Source organism: Methanocorpusculum labreanum Z, from assembly GCF_000015765.1.
Classification (GTDB): Archaea; Halobacteriota; Methanomicrobia; order Methanomicrobiales; family Methanocorpusculaceae; genus Methanocorpusculum; species Methanocorpusculum labreanum.
Window position 1 is genome coordinate 1,161,902 of sequence record NC_008942.1, and the last position, 17,426, is coordinate 1,179,327.

The following is a 17,426-nucleotide window of genomic DNA, read 5'->3' on the forward strand; positions in this document are numbered from 1 at the left end:
TTATACTGTTATTTCCATTGGGCGTGATATCAGATAAAATCCGACGGCGAAGGATTTGACCCATTTGCAAAGTTGATATCCTATGACGCGGATATATACAACCAATGACAGAGATTGTATTCATCACCGATATTCACGGGAAGTTCGATACCGTCTATGAGATCTTCAATAGAGAAAACCCGGACTATGTCTTCATCGGCGGAGACGTCACCGATCTCGGCCAGACGCTCGACGGCGTTATACCCTTTATGGAAGACATTCCTGCGCCGACGTTCGTCGTTCCCGGGAACTGTGACAATCGTAATATCCTCACCGTGCTCGAGGCATCCGACGCAATCCCCATTCACAGAAAAAGCATCGATCTTGGAAAACTGACCATCTCGGGGATCGGCGGCTCGAACGCCACGCCGTTTTCCACGCCGTTTGAACACACCGAAGAGGAGCTTACGGCAATCACCAAGGAGGTCGCCGCGAAAACCGGAAAGAACCGGTGGAACATCCTTATCACCCATGCGCCGCCGTTCGGGGCTCTTGACGAGGTCGCCCCGGACGTACATGTCGGCGCATTTCCGATCGCAAAAATCGTAAAGGATTTCGACATCATCTGCTGCGGACATATCCACGAGCAGAAAGGCATCTGCGAACTGGAAAAGCGCATCTGCGTGAACCCCGGGCCGGCATACGATGGGAATTATGCACTCATCACACTGGATGATGATGAGGACGAACCAAAAATCGTGCTGAAAAACATCAGCGACCCAATAGAAGTCACGAAAGAATAATCTCCATCATCTTTTTTATATCTTCAGTGATCATTTGGGTCTTGGATTTCTCGATCAGAAGATTCCCGCCGGTCATGATATACGATGGGATAACCCGCACGTTTCCAAAATAGAACTCGCCGGCCCGCAGTTTGTAGGTCGCACCGGACGGGATGCAGTTTTTACCGGTCTGCTTTTTTGCGATCGTATTGAACGACTTTTTTGCCGTATCGCCCATGAGCATGACAACGCGGAGATTGGGGAAGCGGGAAAGCTCTTCCTCCAGCAGCGGCAGACTGCGTTTTATCGCGGATAGTTCCACGGCGTATCCGGTTTTAGGATATTTTACCGCGTTTGTAAGATAGATCCCGCGGTCGAGGAGATCCGAAACAGAGGAAACATCAACGCCCGCCTGCCGGAACAACGCGATCGCCGACTCTGCATACGAGGCCCCTGCGCTTCCGTAAAAATCCTCTTTGGGATCTTTTGGGACAACTTCGTTGATCATCACGACGTACACGGATGCAGGATCGACGAATATCTCAGGCGGCTGAGGGGTCATGTTTTTGATATTCAGGTTTTTCTGGAGTCCAGCAGGATCTCGAGATAGGATTTTGTCAGACGTTCGCCGACGATTCCTGCCATCTCTGCCGTTTTATTGATAACTGCGATCGCCTCGTCCTCGGAAAGGTCGAAGGAGGCTTCGATCTCCGAGAAGGTCCCAATCCCAGGCAGCGTGTCCAGCGTGACGAGCGCATTCTCGCACTGATACATCTCCCGGTGTTTGACGACCTCGGCGGTCAGACAAAATCCGAGCCGCTCGAGGATCGTGCAGTATTCTTCGGCCGAGGAGAGGTCAACGATGAGTTCTTCTCTGGATTTGAAACCCTCGCGGCCGACTTTTGGACCCTTGTAGGTCACGTTCGGCGGCATGGCTTTCCCGCAGATCTGGTTGGTCAGGTACCGGATCCTGAGCGCTTCGTCGGTCACGGCAAAATCCCGGTGGGGAGCATTATAATACAGATCATGCTCTACCTGGTCGGCTATCAGTTCCGCTCCGCTTGCGATGAGTTTTTCCCGGATCGGATCAAGCGAGGGGACCTTGACTTTTATCTCTATTTCCAGAGCCATTGAAATATTATGTGCACGAGGAAATGTCATAAGCATTTGCATATTTGACACGGCGGGAACTTATTATACGATAAAAGTAAGATAAACGTTACATGAAAAAGCTGATAGTTTTACTCGGCCTTCTCGCGGTCCTCTTTGTCGCCTGTGCAGGATGTATTAGTCCTGATGTTCCGGCGGTAAACAACACGACGACGACCGATCCGATCGTCGGGACATGGCAGAGCACCCAGTCCTATACTGTGGACGGTAAAGAAGTCTACCTCCTCTATGAAATAAAAGACGACAACACCGGATATGCGATGATGGCGGAGGCCGGTTCAACCGAAGCAAAGAAGCTCGATATTTTCTGGGGCAACGACAACGGAAAATATGTCTTTGCCTACACAACAGACACATCAAAGGTCTACCCCCACACGTTATCTGCCGACGGAAAGATTCTGACGGATCAGTACGGCGATACGTACACCAAGATCTAACCTTTTTTTATCGCATATACCTCAAAGCATTCCCCAACTCTCATAAGCAATGAAGGCACATATATTAAGGAATTCGTATGGCTATCGAAAATGGTACATATATTAAACTCAGCTACACCGGATCTGTAAACGGTGTCCCCTTCGATACAACCGACGCTGAAGTTGCAAAGACCGCAGGAATCTTCCGCGAAAAAGCACTCTACGGCCCTGCTGTCGTTAAAGTCGGCGCAGGTCATGTCCTTCCGGGTGTTGACGAGGATCTTGCCGGCAAAGAGATCGGCACGGAATACACCCTCGTTCTTCCGGCAGCAAAGGCATTCGGCGAGCACAAAACCGAAGAGATGAAAGCCTTCGACAAAAAAACCTTCGAGAAGAAACCCGAAGTCTTCGAGCGTGTAACGATCGAAGGACGCGAAGGTGTCGTTGTGAACAAAGTCGGTAACAGATACATCGTCGATTTCAACCACCCGCTTGCAGGTCAGGAAGTTTCCTACGTCTACACCATCGAAGGTGTTGTCGAGGACGGCGCCGAGAAACTCGCCGGCATTATCAAGCTCCTCACCGGCCGCGATATGAAAGTCGATGCTGAAGACAAGACCTTTGTCTCCATCGAGATCCCCGCAATGATGGCAATGTACAACCAGAACTGGCTTATGACCCAGTATATGGTTTCCCAGGAAGCATTCGCGATCTTCCCGGAGATCGAAAACGTGAAGTTCGTCGAGTCTTTCCCACGCCCGAACTACAAGACCGAAGAAGAGAGCGCCCCTGCTGAAGAGCAGGCAGCTGAATAACCCATACTCTTTTTTTCTGACGAATCCTATTATTCGTCAATGACCCGATATCCTGCACGTCTCTGGAAAGTTTCCGGTGACAAGATTTCCTGCGGGGTCTGCGCCCGCAGATGCAAGATTGCAAATGGCGAGAGAGGATTCTGCGGCGTGCGGGAGAATACGGACGGTGTTTTGTATGCTGACTCGTATGGTCTTTTGACGGCGGCAAATCTCGACCCGATCGAAAAAAAGCCTTTGTATCATTTTCTGCCGGGGACGACGACGTTTTCTGTGAGCGGTTTCGGCTGCAATTTTAGGTGTAAGCATTGCCAGAATTATACGCTTTCGCAGACGACGAGTGCCCCTGCGGAGTTTGTTTCTCCGGAAGCAGTCGTCAAAGAGGCGGTAAGGCTTGGAGCAGCAAGCATCTCGTTCACCTACAACGAGCCGACGATCTCATTCGAGTATGTGTATGATACGGCAAAACTCGCGAAGGAACACGGGCTTACTTCGGCTTTTATCACGAACGGATATATGTCAAAAGAGGCTCTTTTAGAACTTGCCCCGTATCTTGGAGCGATTCGTATCGATCTGAAAGGATTCACGGATGAATTTTATAAGGATGTCTGCGGGGCACGGCTGAAGCCTGTTCTTGATACGATCCTGCTTTCCAAAGAGCTTGGTCTCCATCTGGAACTGGTGACGCTCGTGATCCCGGGATATAATGACAGTGTAGAAGAGATCGATTCGATGCTGGACTGGGTGACGGCCAATCTCGGGCCGGCAGTCCCGCATCATTTCACGGCGTTTATGCCGATGTACCATATGCAGAACGTTCCCCGAACGCCGTTTTCGACGCTGGATCGGATCTATCATCAGGCAAAGGCGCACGGTCTGTATTATCCGTATGTGGGAAATATGCCCCATGATCCGGGGTCGAAGACGTTTTGCCCAAAGTGCGGAGCGGTGCTGATCGAGAGAAACGGGTTTTCGTCGAGCGAACCGGGGCTTGAGGGGGGACACTGTAAAAAGTGCGGGCGAAAGATAGAGGGCGTTTTTTCGCTGGCGGATCTGTAAGATCTCTCACCCGAGATTTTTTTAGAAAAGGGAGTCTTTTATAGATTGAAATTGGGATATTCCACCGCGGGACGCTCCGCGCCGGAGTCGCGTCCCCGCACCCCGAAATCAGAAAAATAATAACAAACAAAAAGAAAAACCCGCACGCGGGTTTTTCCAACAGCATTTTTCAAGAGAGGGTGCGATTCTGCGTAGGCGATAAGCCGGAGCAGAGCAGCCGAACGCAAGGAAAATGCGATTCGTGTTTATTCGCGGAGATTCGCGGTTGTTTTTCTTATGCATCCACATCCAAATAGACGCCCTTCTCTAAAAAATCACTAAAAAAATAGATTCCCTAGGAAATCTTACAACGCCGGATAGGTCAGGCCCGTGACATCGAAGTCCGTTCCAAAGCGAATGTTGAACTCGGTCAGGACACTCTCCACGCTCATATCCTCGAAGACTTCCGGATGGATCATTTTCGCAAGAGCGACCGCCGCGGCACAGGATCTCGGCCCGTAGGTAAGATCGTTTCTGAGAAGCCAGACCTTGTCATTCTCGACCGCACTGATAGTATTGAATCCGGTCCTTGATACAATCTCGTTATACGCGGCCTTTGGATCGTTCATATTGTTCACCAGCTTCACGATGATCTCCGGACTGGATGAAACCACCCACTCGTCGGAGAGCTTTTTCGAACCGGCATCGTTCATGATATTGCTCCCGCCGGCAATCGTGATCAGCTGGCCCATGCCCGTATCCGTTCCCTGTCCCCAGTAAGCCGTGTAACTTTCCGCATAGACCGTGGGGGCCCAAGAGATCGGAGTGACCCTTGACTCGACCTCGGTAATCACCTCATTATAATACTCCGCGATTTGCTGAGCCTTTTCCGTATTGCCCGAGATCTTCCCGATCTCAACAATATCCTGCGTCATCGTATTCGGTTTCGTGCAGTCGATATACACGATAGGAATCCCTGCAGACGCCAAAACCTCGGCATTCTTCGGCTTCGACGTCGCATACCCAATCACCAGATCGGCATCGAGCGAAATCAGATACTCCACATCCGGCTCGTTCCAGGCTCCGACCACCGTTGCGTTCGGATACATCTTCACCTGCTCCGCGTTGTTTGCGATCGACTGGGAAATACCCACAACTTTATCGGCATCGCCCAGGAGATACAGGATCTCGCCCGCATTCGAGTTCAGCAGAACGATCCGCTCGGCCGTGTGGTTCAGCGTGACGGTCGACCCGTCCGAATTCATAATAACGATCGAACCCTGCGGGTCCTCGGAAATACAGCCTGCGGCGAAAACGATACAAAGCATTGTCAGAATGACACCCGACACAATCAGCAGTTTTTTCATATTAACCTCTATGATGGAGCGTAGGAAAGAATAAATTTCCCTTTCGCATTTTCAACAAACTCGGCATCCACGCCGTAAACGTCGCGGACCGATTCGGTCGTCAGGACATCCTCCGGAGTCCCGTAGTCGTACATCTCTCCGTCTTTGAGCAGCAGAACCTTATCTGTATACCGAAGCGCCAGATTCAGATCATGCAGAGCAATGATCATCCCGGAGTTTTCTCTTCTCACGATCTCCCGCATCGTCGCAACCGTCTCCAGCTGATGCCGGAGATCGAGAGAACTCGTCGGCTCGTCGAACAGGAAAAAGTTCGGATCCTGGGCAAGAGCCCGGGCGATGAACACCCGCTGCCGCTGACCGCCGGAGAGCTCGTTCACGAACCGGTCGGAGAGATCGGCGATATTCATTGTCGTCATCGCCTCATCCACCGCGGAGAGATCGTCGTCTGACACGGACCAGCTCATATACGGACGCCGCCCGATCAGAACGGTGTCGAGCACGGTCGTAAAGGGCGTGTAGTGGAAATACTGCGGGACATAGCCGATCATCTTCGCACGGTCGATTCTGTCGATCTTCTGCACATCGACCCCGTCGATCGTGATCAAGCCGGACGAAGGCGTCAGTATATCGGCGATCGTTTTGATCAGCGTTGACTTTCCCGAACCGTTCGGCCCGAGAAGGGCGATGACCTCGCCCGATTTCGACTCGAAGCTGACGTCTTTCAGGACCACGTGACTGCCGTACTTCTGGCTCACTGACGAGACCGAGATGTTCATGCCAGATACCTCCCGTGACCTCTGGTGATCAAGAAGAGGAAGAAGAGGCCGCCGAGGATGTACATGATGATCCCGACCGGGATCTCGATCGGGGCAAGGATGACCCGGGCAATCGTGTCGGAGACGAGAAGGATCAGAGCGCCGAGCAGAGCCGAGGCCGGCAGAAGATACCGGTAGTCGTTTCCGATAAGCATCCGGCAGAGGTGCGGGGCCATAAGGCCGACGAACCCGATGATGCCGGTAAACGCAAGGCAGGCGGACGCTGCGAAGCTGACGATCAAAAGACCGGAGATCCTGAACCGCTGGACGTTGATGCCGAGATTTTTCGCAACATCATCGCCGCTCGAGAGCGTGTTGAGATCCCAGGCCCGCCGTTCGACGAGGAAGAAACAGATCAGAACGACCGGCAAAAGGAATGCGATCGCCTGCCAGGTGGCGCCCCACATCCCGCCCATCAGCCAGGTGACGATATCGCGGAGAGCATCGTCGTTGGATACATACTTGAGGCCGAGCAGGCCTGCCTGAAACAGATAGCCGATCACGACACCGGCGAGGATCATGATCGCCTGGGAGGTGTATTTCGTCCGGGAGATGAGGTAGACGAGGACCACGCTCAGCCAGCCGAAGATGAAAGCCGAAAAGATGAGAAGAACGGATTTGACGGAAAACGTAACACCGGCAAGGATGATGCTTCCGGTAAAAAGCGAGCCGAAGATCGCCGGGCCGAGCACGATGATAAGGGCAGCCCCGAACGATGAAGCGGAGGAAAGGCCGAGAGTGAAGGGACTGACAAGCGGGTTTCTGAGAAGACCCTGCATGACTGCCCCGGCGGTTGCCAAAGCAACACCCGCAAGGATCGCGAGGAGGATTCGCGGCAGACGGTAGTTCATCACGATCAGGTCGGCCATTCCGTCGTCGGGAGAGGCTATGGAGCCGGGGAACAGAGCGTGTCCGAATACAGCAAGCACATCGCCCGGCGGGATGTACACCGACCCGATCCCAACCGCAAGAATTGAGATGAGGACGAGGAGGACGGAAAGCGTGATCAGAACAAGCAGTTTTCGTTTCTGAATAGTGTGATAAATGTGTGCGGATCTGGTGTTACCAATCTTCACATTTGTCATAAATATGTAGTGATTGGTTTTTCTATTTAAATAAAATGATAGGTTTTATACCCGGACCTGGATTTTTACGGCAGTTCGAGCACATCGTCCGGCTGCATAATTTCGACATGCATCACGGTCGTCAGCTCGATGGCCCGCTTAAACGCCGGCATATCCTGCTCGATCTCCGGATACGTATTCACATGCATCGGAATGACCGTCTTCGCCCCAATCCATGCCGCGGCCATCATACACTCTTCGGGTCCCATCGTATAGCGGCCGCCGGCAGGAAGGATCGCGATGTCCGGGTGGTAGAGTTCGCGAATGAGTTTCATATCGGAGAAAAGCCCGGTGTCGCCAGCGTAATATATTACATGCCCGTCCATCTCGACGACGAATCCGCAGGCCTGCCCCATATAGAGACTTGTGCCGTCTTTCTGGCGGATCGAGGACGAATGCGTTGCCGGGACCATTCGAACCGTGATCCCCTCCCATTCGACCGAGCCGCCGATGTTCATCCCGATCGTTTTGACGCCGAGCGATTTCAGATAGCCGGACAGTTCGTGGACCGCGATCGTGAGGGAGAAACGAGCAAAAGCATCACCGATATGATCGGCGTGCGCGTGGGATATCAGGGTGAGATCGGCCTCAACTGCCGCGGGATCTTCGAGCGGCATGGGATCGAATAAAAGTTTCTTCGAGCCTTCGATGATGAAACAGGAGTGGCCGGCGTATCGTATCTGCATGCGTAGATAATCGTCTTCGGCAAATAAAAAAATAGGGTTAGTTGAGTTCGGTCATATCCGTCGACTCGGCAACGTCGATGGACTCGCCGAGCGTATCTTCCTGGAGACCGGACGTCATTTTTTCCGTCAGATCGCGGTCCTCCATAACGTCTTTGATGCGTTCGAGGTAGGGATCGAGCGTGGTATCCTCTTTCTGCTCGATCACGTGACGGTATTCACGCAGGGTGGTCGGAGAGATCCCCAGCACCTCGGAGATCTCCTTCATGGTCATTTCAGTACTCATCAGGGTCTTCATCTGATCCTGATCGAACGGCATATTGAAATCCAGTTCTCTAAACAGTTTCAGCTGTACCCTGGCACGTGCCACGGTCTTGGATAGTTTCTCGTCGCCGAGTTCTCTGGCGATCTCCGTATCGTTCTTCCCCGCATAAAACGACGTTATCAGGCGCGCGAGCTGGATCGGCTCGAGTTTTGTCTTGAAAAAACCGCGTTCCTGGATTTCCCGCATAATCAGAGCGATTTCACGCTCAACCGCATCCTGGTCGCGCAGCGTCCCGTGAAGCGTCTTCATCGGTTCGACAATCTTCGTTTTCTGCGTCAGATTGGAAAATAACTGCATCAAATCTTTTTGTCTCTTTTTTGGTGCCATATTTAGTATCCCTCCATATTGACTATCCCTTCAACATGTATCTGCATCCATATAATGATTATGGAATGAAACGGAAAATCGAGGGGGCATGATTGGAAGATGCAAATTATTAATACCCGCGAAAACGGTATGATACTCCCATTCCAGAACGGACATCGGGCCAGGCCATTTTATAATTGAGAATACAGCGGATACGCGGGAAAACACAGTATATTCTATATGGATTCAAAGCCCATAAATATCCAGATATCCCCATGGCAGAATATGAAGACACCTATGAAAAGGTCATCGAACTTGCACGCAGAAGAGGTTTTGTCTGGCCCTCGTCTGAAATATACGGATCCGTAGCCGGCTTCATCGACTACGGGCCCCTCGGAGCGATGCTGAAACGCCGGATCGAAGCGACCTGGCGTCGTTTTTACGTAGTACAGGAGGGATACTACGAGATCGAATGCCCGACCGTTGGTATCGAGCCGATCTACGTCGCCTCCGGACACGTCGGCGGATTCTCGGATAAAATGTTCCAGTGTCCCCACTGTCAGGAGTTCCTGCGGGCCGACCACGTCGCCGAAGCATTCGGCATCCCCCATGCGGGAACCATGTCAAAAGAGGAACTCCAGAACGTCCTCGTCGACAAAGAATGCCCGGCCTGCGGAAAAGTTCTCGGTGAAGTGGAAGTCTTCGACTTCAACCTCATGTTCACCACCTCGATAGGACCCGGAGGCCAGAGAAAAGGCTACCTCCGTCCGGAAACAGCCCAGGGAATGTTCGTCGACTTCCCAAGACTTCTCAGATTCTATCGCGACCACCTCCCGTTCGGCGCAGTGCAGGTCGGAAAATCCTACAGAAACGAGATCTCCCCCCGTCAGGGAATGATCCGCCTCCGGGAATTCACCCAGGCCGAAGCCGAGATCTTCGTCCACCCCGAAGAAAAGGATCACCCGAACTTCTCCAGATATGCGGACTATAAAATGCCGCTGTGGGGCATTGCCCAGCAGGAGAAGGAAACGCCGGCTGTCGTCAAATCCATGCGGGAAGCCGTCGACGAAGGGATCATCGCAAACGAATACGTTGCCTACTACGTCGCGATGACCCACGACATTCTCTGCACGGTCGGATTCAACCCCGACAAGATCAGATTCCGGCAGCACATGCCTGATGAGCGTGCCCACTACGCGACCGACTGCTGGGACGCCGAGGCGCTTTCAGACAGATTCGGGTGGGTCGAGATCGTCGGTATCGCCGACCGGACTGATTATGATCTGAAAGCCCATTCACGGGTCTCGGGTCAGAAAAACACCGTCTTTGTCCAGTATCCGGAAGCAAAGAAGGTCCACCACAAAGCGATCGTGCCGAACTTCGGCAAGCTCGGTCCGGCATTCAAAGGAAAGGCAAAGCCGATCTCCGAACAGATGCTCACCGCGACCCCGGAAGCAGACGGTATCCATCTTACAATAGACGGAGAGGAGATCCTTGTCGGCCCCGAGATGTACACCGTGAAAGACGAGATCGTCGATGTCTTCGGCGAAGATGTCATGCCCCATGTGATCGAACCTTCCTACGGTATCGACAGGATGTGTTACATGGTGCTTGAGCACGCCTATGCCGAGGACGTTGCCGACGGAGAAGCACGCACGGTCATGCGGTTCAAGAAAGGCGTTGCCCCGATCCAGGTCGCCGTCCTTCCGCTGATGGCCCGCGACGGACTCGACGAAATCGCAAAGAACCTTGTCCTCGAACTGCAGAACGAAGGCATCCAGACCGAATACGACGATGCCGGAGCGATCGGACGAAGATACAGAAGACAGGACGAGATCGGAACACCGTACTGTATTACCGTCGACTACGACACCAAAGACGACGCTTCCGTGACCTTAAGGGATCGTGATTCTATGCAGCAGATAAGGGGTCCCGCCGCAGCCGTTCTCAAAGCTCTTCCCGATCTTCTCAAAGGAAAACTTCCCTTCGATACATCCTCGTTATGAGTTATATCAGCAGAAAAAACATCCCTGAAAACACGCTGGAAGAACGGGCATACCAGACGAATATTGCAAAACATGCCCTTTCGGGAAACACGCTCGTCGTTCTCCCGACCGGTATGGGAAAGACCGCGGTCGCTTTGCTTGTGGCTGCCGAGCGGATCCCTGTCGGAAAAATCCTGATGCTTGCGCCGACCAAACCTTTGGTCGAGCAGCATCTCCGCTATTTTTCAAAAAATCTTCTGATCGACACAGATGAGATCATCATGTTCACCGGCACGACGCCGCCGGCAAAGCGTATCGATCAGTGGAAAAAAGCACGGTTCTGCATTTCAACGCCGGAGGTCATCAAAAACGATCTGATCGCAGAGAGATACGACCTCAAAGACGTCTCTCTTCTGGTCGTCGATGAATGCCACCGGACGGTTGGAAACTATGCCTATGTCTTCATCGCCGAACGCTACAATGCCGAGGCAACTGACCCGCTTCTTCTCGGCATGACGGCATCGCCTGGTTCGGACCCTGAGCAGGTCGCCGAGATCTGTCAGCATCTTTCGATCTCGGTCGTGGAGAGCCGGACCGAGTCGGACCCGGACGTCCGGCCGTATGTCCATGAACGCGAGATCGAATATCGGACGGTCGATCTCCCAGAAGATCTCTGGCTTGCGGTCTCGGTTCTGAATACGATGATCGATGACCGGCTCACGAGTCTTGCGGCCCTCAACTACCGCGTGCCGAAACGCGAGGCCCTTTCGATGAAAGCGCTCAACGCACTCATGGCCCAGATCCAGACCCGGATGCAGGAGAAGGATCCTTCGGCCTATGCGGCGATCTCGATCCATGCCGAGCTGATGAAGCTCCGGCACGGAGTCACGCTTGCCGAGTCGCAGGGAACAACCGCCTTCAAGGCCTACCTTCTCCGTCTCGAAACCGAAGGGGCGGGAGGCGCCGGAAGCAAAGCCGCAAAACGGATCTATGAGGATGCCCGGTTCAAGCGGCTTCTTGCTCTTTGCCAGAACTGGACGAAAGAGCTGCACCCGAAAGCCGATGAAGTCGTCAGAGTCATTCAGGAACAACTGATCACGGCTCCCGATTCCCGGATCATCGTGTTTGCGACCTACCGTGACGGTGTTTCGATGCTCGTCGATCATCTGGCAAAAGCCGGCATTCCGGCAAAACGGTTCGTTGGGCAGGCATCCCGCGATACGGAGAAGGGCCTTTCGCAGAAAGAGCAGATCGAAGCGATCCGCCAGTTCCGCGAAGGTGAATACACCGTTTTGGTCGCGACCTCGGTCGGCGAAGAGGGACTCGATATCCCGTCGACGGATCTGGTGATCTTCTATGAGGCCGTACCCTCCGAGATCCGCAGTATCCAGCGAAAAGGGCGGACCGGCAGGAACTCCACCGGAAAGATCATCGTGCTCGTGACCCGCGGGACGACGGACGAGACCTACCGGTGGGTGAGCAATACCCGCGAAAAGCAGATGCAGAAAGGCGTAAAAGCGATGAGGACCGGAAACGTTCCCGTCCCGCAGTCGGCGAGGGTGCCTCCCGCAGGCGAAGCGGCATATGCCCCGGCAGAGGGACAGCTGACCCTTGCGGATGCGGTAATACGGGCAGTCTCCGATGAAAACGACGAGCGGCCGGCCGTCACCGTCGACAACCGTGAGACTCATTCGCGGGTCGCCGAGCATCTCAGCAATCTCGGCGTAAAGATCACGCTGGCGCAGCTATCCGTCGGCGATTACGCGGTCGGTGACCGGATCCTGATCGAACGAAAAACGATTCAGGACTTCGTGGATACGCTGATCGACCGGGATCTTTTTGGGCAGATGAAGGATCTCGCCGAGTCATCGATCCGTCCGATCCTGATCATCGAGGGGGGAAGCATCGCCGACCTCTATAATCTGCGAAATCTTCACCCGAATGCGATCCGAAACGCGCTTGCATCGATCGCCGCAGACTTCGATGTCTCGATTTTGTTTACAAAAGATGCGGTTGAAACCGCAGAGATGATCCATGCGTTCGCAAAACGGGAGGCTGGGGGCCCAGGTTCACCGCGGGGTCTCCATAAATCGAAGACCGGACGATCCGGCAAAGCGGCAGTCGAGTATATTCTGACCGCATTTCCCGAGATCGGGCCGAAAGCCGCACGCGATCTCCTGCGGGAGTTCGGCTCTCTTCGAAGCATCCTGTCGGCTTCGAAAGAAGATCTTCTCCGTGTGAAGGGTGTTGGAGAAAAAACGGCAAATGCCGTTTTACAGACGCCCGACATCGAGTGGCGCGAAAGGTAAACCTCCAATATTTCCCAGACCATCAGAATTTCCTCTAGGAAGAGAGCATTTTTCCCATTTTTACCCCGTTCCATAGATTAATTATAGAAAAACACCACATGTTTACCTATTGCCGTATGGACAGCTATGCATTAAGACTCGAGATCCTGCGATTTTATCGGGCGTACGCATACACCGAAGGGCATTCACATGTCTGTTCCTGCGGGCATCTTGCAAACAAGTTTTGCGTTCCCGAGGTCGATCTTGACAGGGAGGTCGATTATCTAAAGAGAAAGGGATATCTTGGCGGAAGCTATGTCTACGGAACAAGACCCGCCGACGGCGAATACAGGATCACCAAGCAGGGGAACGACTTTCTCGACGGGAAAAACTGTCCAAATGAGGGTAGAATAGCCTTCAGAAGAATAATCTGATCAGGCAAAAATAAAATAGTGTTATTCTCTGACGACGCCGCGCAGGTAATGCCCTGCCGTGATGCCGCCGGAAGCGATATCTTTTATCTGTTCCTTGAGTTCTTTCGGGTCGCCGGTTCCGTCGACGACCGCCGTGTATATTGCCGTCATCCGCCGGATATACTCGGGACTTCGGCCGCGTGCATCGATCGAGATGACGGAGACACCGGCCGACGCGAGTTTGCCGACATACTCGATCAGGCAGGTCTCAGACGAGTTCAGGATATGACCCCGGCACTGGGAATCGGTCCTGACCCGGAATATCCTGTTCGTTTTATCCTTCAGCGCCCAGGACTGACTGCAGCTCCGGCATCCCTGGACCATTGCAGGAATACAGTTCTCGGAGATCATCACCTCAAGACTTCCCTGAACGATCACCTCGGTCTTCGGCGGATGAGCATATGCAGAAAGATGCTCCATCAGCGTTCTGATCTGTTTTCCAGAGAGTTCCGGCGAAAGACAGACCTGACGGCAGCTCTTTCCATACGTAACGGCCGAACGGGCATTCGTGATGTTCAGACCCGACCCGCCGTATTTCGGCACGCCCTTGATACTCTCGGCAGCCCCGACACCGTCGACCATCACGCCGGCGGCTCCGGGGGGGATCTTTGAAAAAGCGGAAGCAAATTCGTGTTCCTGAACGATCCGCGGGAGTTTATAGATGATTGGAAGATCGTAGATCTCCTCAAATCCTTCGTAGACGACCTGTCCTGCTCCGGCCGAGTGGGCGGCCTTTGCCCCGACAACGCTGTCGGTATAGACCTGAACGATCGGCGTCGTCCGCGCCGGGACCGCCGTGCCTTTTTCCGCATATGGACGGGTGGTCCGGACCGGTTTTCGGGCCAGAGCCGCCGCATCCAGAAACTTCCGGCGAAGATCCGTGATAACGCTCATCGGCAAAAACATCGTGCCGTCGTACTGCATCGAAAGCGTTTGAATAAAGAACGGAGTCCCGCCGGTCTTTCGCATCTGGGTTTCGACCGACTCTTTGGACACGGGTTTGTTCAGCGCCTCAAGCATCGGCATCTCGGTTTTGACCTCCACACCATCCGAAGAGACGGTCAGACGCCCCGCTTTGTCGACCGAGACGACGATGTCGAGTGGGATTCTGCCGGCGGAAGGTTTTGAAAGGATCGCGGCCGCTTTTCGTTCGGTCTTCATCCGGCGGGTAATCCAGAGTTCGCTGCCTAAGACAACGTCAGCCGGAGCAGGGATCTTATAGGCGTCCCCTTCCGGGAAGATATACGGCTCTTTATTTAGTGCGAACCCAGTCTCGCGGCCGGCGATCTTGAACACCAGACCGTCTCCCGTATCAGGGACCGGGCCTTCGATTTTCACGATCACCTTGCCGCGGGACTCGTCCAGCCCGGACACAAATCCTGCATAGACACCGCGGTTGTCGGGCTTTTTCGCATTGATGAAGGTCCCCCACTTGTCGCCGAAAAGATATCCTTTCGTAAACCCGCGGTTGAACGCAAAGGCAAGATCCTCCATCGTTTCGTTATCGGGAACGAACTCTTCGCCTGCGGCGATCGTATCAAGACCCCGGCGGTAGGCATCGGTGACGATTCCTACATACTCAGGTGTCTTCATCCTTCCTTCGATCTTGACCGCCGCGACCCCGAGACTGCAGATCTCTTCAAGATAGGGATACAGACACAGATCACGCGGGGAGAGATGATAATCTCCCTGGGTCGGCAGGGTCTCTCCATCGGCTAGGAGAGAGTAGGGTTTTCGGCACGGCTGGGCACAGGCCCCCTGATTCCCGCTTCGTCCGCCGATCACGGACGAAAAGAGACACTGGCCTGAATATGCATAGCAGATCGCTCCGTGAATGAAGATCTCCAGCTCGACGCCGACCTCTTTGGCAGCTTCGGCTATTCTGTTCACGTCATCGAACGGAAGTTCGCGGGCGAGCACCACACGCGAGACGCCGTGTTCGGCGGCGAACCGAACACCTGCCGCGTTATGGATCGTCATCTGCGTGCTTGCGTGCAGCGGAAGATCCGGCACGATCTCTCTTGCAAGAGAGAGAAGACCGACATCCTGTACCAGGATCGCATCGACGCCGATATCCGAGAGGAACCGGAGATACCCGGCGATTCCCGGCATATCATCATCGTATGCGAGCGTGTTGACGGTCACATAGACTTTGACGCCGTACTGATGGGCGAACAGAACTGCACTTTTCAATTCTTCGTTTGAGAAGTTCGCCGCATACTGGCGTGCACCAAATGATTTCCCGCCGAGATAAACAGCATCGCACCCGGCAAATACAGCGGCTTTCAAAGCATCGGGCGAACCCGCAGGAGATAAGAGTTCAGGAATAACCATGATAAAAAAAAGATTACTGAGGTGCCACGCGGCGGACCATCAGTTTGACATCGCCGGTACCGAGAAGAATCGGCTGACCGACAATAACGTTTTCCGTGACACCTGAAAGTTCATCATATTCGTGAGCCACGGCCGCATCCAGCAGGTGGTTGACCGTAACTTCGAAGCTTGCACGGGAAAGGACCGATTCCTTCTCGCCGGCAATACCGTGACGACCGATCTGTTTGACCTCGCCGTCCATGCACATGATGTCTGAGACAAGCATGATGTGGCGGAGATCGACCGAGATACCCTGTTCTTTCAGGGTGGTGAATGCTTCGTAGATGATGGCGGAACGTGCGGCCTCGACACCGAGCGTGCTTGCGATCTCGGAGATGTTGTTTGTACGGGTCCTCGTACAGTCGACGCCGTCAATCTCGAAGACATCTTTCAGGTTGGAACCTTCCGTATGGAGGATGTACTCGTCGTTTTCCTTTCGAACGACGACCCTCTTGATATCATCGATACCCTGAACGATGACCTGACGGACATGTTCTGCGAGCTGGAAGAGATTCTGATAGGAGTCCTCGTTTTTCGGGAGGAACTTCAAGACGCCGTTCGCCTCATCGACCTCGACCTCGAAGTCGCGGTAGTGACGCTTGTCTTTGATCTTCTGCGGAGCACGGGCAAGAACTTCGGATACGGCGATCTTACGTTTCTTGCAGACTTCTTTGTTGACCTGAACGAGAACGCACATCTCTGCGATGTCGGTCTCGATGTCGCCGAACTCGTGAAGGGGTGCGGCTTCGATCTTCCAGGAGACCTCACGGGCCTTATCACGGCTCTCGCGGTAGTCCTTATCTAAGAAGATGGTCATGGTCGGCGTGGACGGCTCTTTTCTCGCGTCCATGATTTCGATAAGACGCGGCAGACCGAGGGTAACGTTGATTTCCGCCACACCCGCGTAGTGGAACGTACGCATCGTCATCTGCGTACCCGGTTCACCTATGGAGTGGGCTGCGTTGATACCGACCGCTTCGCAGGGCTGAACGCGGGTGCGTTCGTACTCGGTGTTGATTCTGTCAACGATGTTTTCGAAGTTGGCGTCGGTTACCTCCTTGCCTGCATCATACTTCGAGATAAGGATCTTCGTGAGTTCCGTGGTCGTTGAGACCGGCATGTTCTCATCCACGAGTCTCCGGACACGGGACTTCATGCGGGCGAGATCGATAGCCTCGAGATCCTCTTCGGATTTGCTCTCTAGCCAGGTCTTCAACTGCTGGAAGAGAGTCTTTGGAAGACCCCAGCTGTGCAGCTCGGCGGCGATCGGTGACACGGGCTCTTCTGCGGCCTCTTCGGTCTTCTTGGCCTTCTTCGACCGGGTTTTCTTTTCTGCGGACTCGGCGGGGGTTTCCTCGGCAGATTCCGTTTCAAGAACCGCTTCGACCTTTTCTGCGAGGGATTTCTTTGAGGTCGTTACGGGAGTTTCTTCGATAACTTCCTCGAAGGTATCGAACTCCTCGTCGAACTCGTCATTGTTTGGAACCATG

Annotated in this window: 16 protein-coding genes; 7 read left to right on the top strand and 9 right to left on the bottom strand. The window is 53.7% G+C overall.

What is annotated here, in order from left to right:
* Positions 1-104 precede the first annotated feature (104 nt).
* Positions 105-782, top strand: a complete 678-nt coding sequence (locus MLAB_RS06045; RefSeq protein WP_011833517.1) for a metallophosphoesterase family protein — start codon at positions 105-107, stop codon at positions 780-782.
* Here the strand turns inward: MLAB_RS06045 and MLAB_RS06050 are convergent.
* Together MLAB_RS06050 and cyaB are read right to left on the bottom strand one after the other, a co-directional pair.
* The gene (locus MLAB_RS06050) at positions 769-1,323 is read right to left on the bottom strand and encodes a uracil-DNA glycosylase family protein (RefSeq protein ID WP_011833518.1); all 555 of its coding nucleotides are present in this window, start codon (positions 1,321-1,323) and stop codon (positions 769-771) included. The two genes, MLAB_RS06045 and MLAB_RS06050, sit on opposite strands and share 14 nt — an antisense overlap.
* Before the next feature lie 11 nt (positions 1,324-1,334).
* The gene (gene cyaB / locus MLAB_RS06055; RefSeq protein ID WP_048062068.1) at positions 1,335-1,892 is read right to left on the bottom strand and encodes a class IV adenylate cyclase; all 558 of its coding nucleotides are present in this window, start codon (positions 1,890-1,892) and stop codon (positions 1,335-1,337) included.
* A 92-nt stretch (positions 1,893-1,984) separates the two neighbouring features.
* Here cyaB and MLAB_RS06060 point away from each other — a divergent pair, with 92 nt between their 5' ends.
* From MLAB_RS06060 to amrS, 3 genes are all read left to right on the top strand, one after another.
* A complete protein-coding gene (locus MLAB_RS06060) occupies positions 1,985-2,368 on the top strand; it encodes a hypothetical protein (RefSeq protein WP_011833520.1) in 384 nt (127 codons plus the stop codon).
* A gap of 77 nt (positions 2,369-2,445) precedes the next feature.
* Complete coding sequence (locus MLAB_RS06065; RefSeq protein ID WP_011833521.1) at positions 2,446-3,162, top strand: peptidylprolyl isomerase; 717 nt, start codon at positions 2,446-2,448, stop codon at positions 3,160-3,162.
* A gap of 39 nt (positions 3,163-3,201) precedes the next feature.
* Positions 3,202-4,218: an AmmeMemoRadiSam system radical SAM enzyme gene (amrS, locus tag MLAB_RS06070; protein ID WP_011833522.1), complete on the top strand. Its 1,017-nt coding sequence runs from the start codon at positions 3,202-3,204 to the stop codon at positions 4,216-4,218.
* 344 nt (positions 4,219-4,562) lie between these two features.
* Here the strand turns inward: amrS and MLAB_RS06075 are convergent, their stop codons facing one another.
* The 5 genes from MLAB_RS06075 to MLAB_RS06095 all read right to left on the bottom strand — a co-directional run bounded on the left by MLAB_RS06075 (position 4,563) and on the right by MLAB_RS06095 (position 8,838).
* Positions 4,563-5,564, bottom strand: coding sequence for an ABC transporter substrate-binding protein (locus MLAB_RS06075; RefSeq protein ID WP_011833523.1), 1,002 nt, complete (start codon positions 5,562-5,564; stop codon positions 4,563-4,565).
* Between the two features lie 8 nt (positions 5,565-5,572).
* Complete coding sequence (locus tag MLAB_RS06080; protein ID WP_011833524.1) at positions 5,573-6,340, bottom strand: ABC transporter ATP-binding protein; 768 nt, start codon at positions 6,338-6,340, stop codon at positions 5,573-5,575.
* Positions 6,337-7,464 (bottom strand): FecCD family ABC transporter permease, encoded by a 1,128-nt coding sequence (locus MLAB_RS06085; protein ID WP_011833525.1) that lies wholly within the window; start codon positions 7,462-7,464, stop codon positions 6,337-6,339. Before MLAB_RS06085 ends, MLAB_RS06080 begins: the two co-directional genes overlap by 4 nt.
* Before the next feature lie 65 nt (positions 7,465-7,529).
* Positions 7,530-8,189, bottom strand: coding sequence for a metal-dependent hydrolase (locus tag MLAB_RS06090; protein ID WP_011833526.1), 660 nt, complete (start codon positions 8,187-8,189; stop codon positions 7,530-7,532).
* 37 nt (positions 8,190-8,226) lie between these two features.
* Positions 8,227-8,838, bottom strand: a complete 612-nt coding sequence (locus MLAB_RS06095) for a hypothetical protein (RefSeq protein WP_011833527.1) — start codon at positions 8,836-8,838, stop codon at positions 8,227-8,229.
* A 254-nt stretch (positions 8,839-9,092) separates the two neighbouring features.
* Between MLAB_RS06095 and glyS the strand changes: the two genes are divergently transcribed.
* From glyS to MLAB_RS06110, 3 genes are all read left to right on the top strand, one after another.
* Complete coding sequence (gene glyS, locus MLAB_RS06100) at positions 9,093-10,823, top strand: glycine--tRNA ligase (protein WP_011833528.1); 1,731 nt, start codon at positions 9,093-9,095, stop codon at positions 10,821-10,823.
* On the top strand, positions 10,820-13,111 hold the full coding sequence (locus tag MLAB_RS06105) for a DEAD/DEAH box helicase (protein WP_011833529.1): 2,292 nt from the start codon (positions 10,820-10,822) through the stop codon (positions 13,109-13,111). The genes glyS and MLAB_RS06105 overlap by 4 nt, the downstream gene beginning before the upstream one ends.
* Positions 13,112-13,227: 116 nt before the next feature.
* A complete protein-coding gene (locus MLAB_RS06110) occupies positions 13,228-13,524 on the top strand; it encodes a hypothetical protein (protein WP_048062069.1) in 297 nt (98 codons plus the stop codon).
* Positions 13,525-13,545: 21 nt separating this feature from the next.
* Here MLAB_RS06110 and MLAB_RS06115 read toward each other — a convergent pair whose 3' ends face one another.
* Entirely contained in the window at positions 13,546-15,897 is a 2,352-nt protein-coding gene (locus MLAB_RS06115; protein WP_011833531.1) for a DUF3656 domain-containing U32 family peptidase, read from the bottom strand.
* A gap of 13 nt (positions 15,898-15,910) precedes the next feature.
* Entirely contained in the window at positions 15,911-17,425 is a 1,515-nt protein-coding gene (gene rpoA2, locus MLAB_RS06120; RefSeq protein WP_011833532.1) for a DNA-directed RNA polymerase subunit A'', read from the bottom strand.
* Position 17,426: the final 1 nt, after the last annotated feature.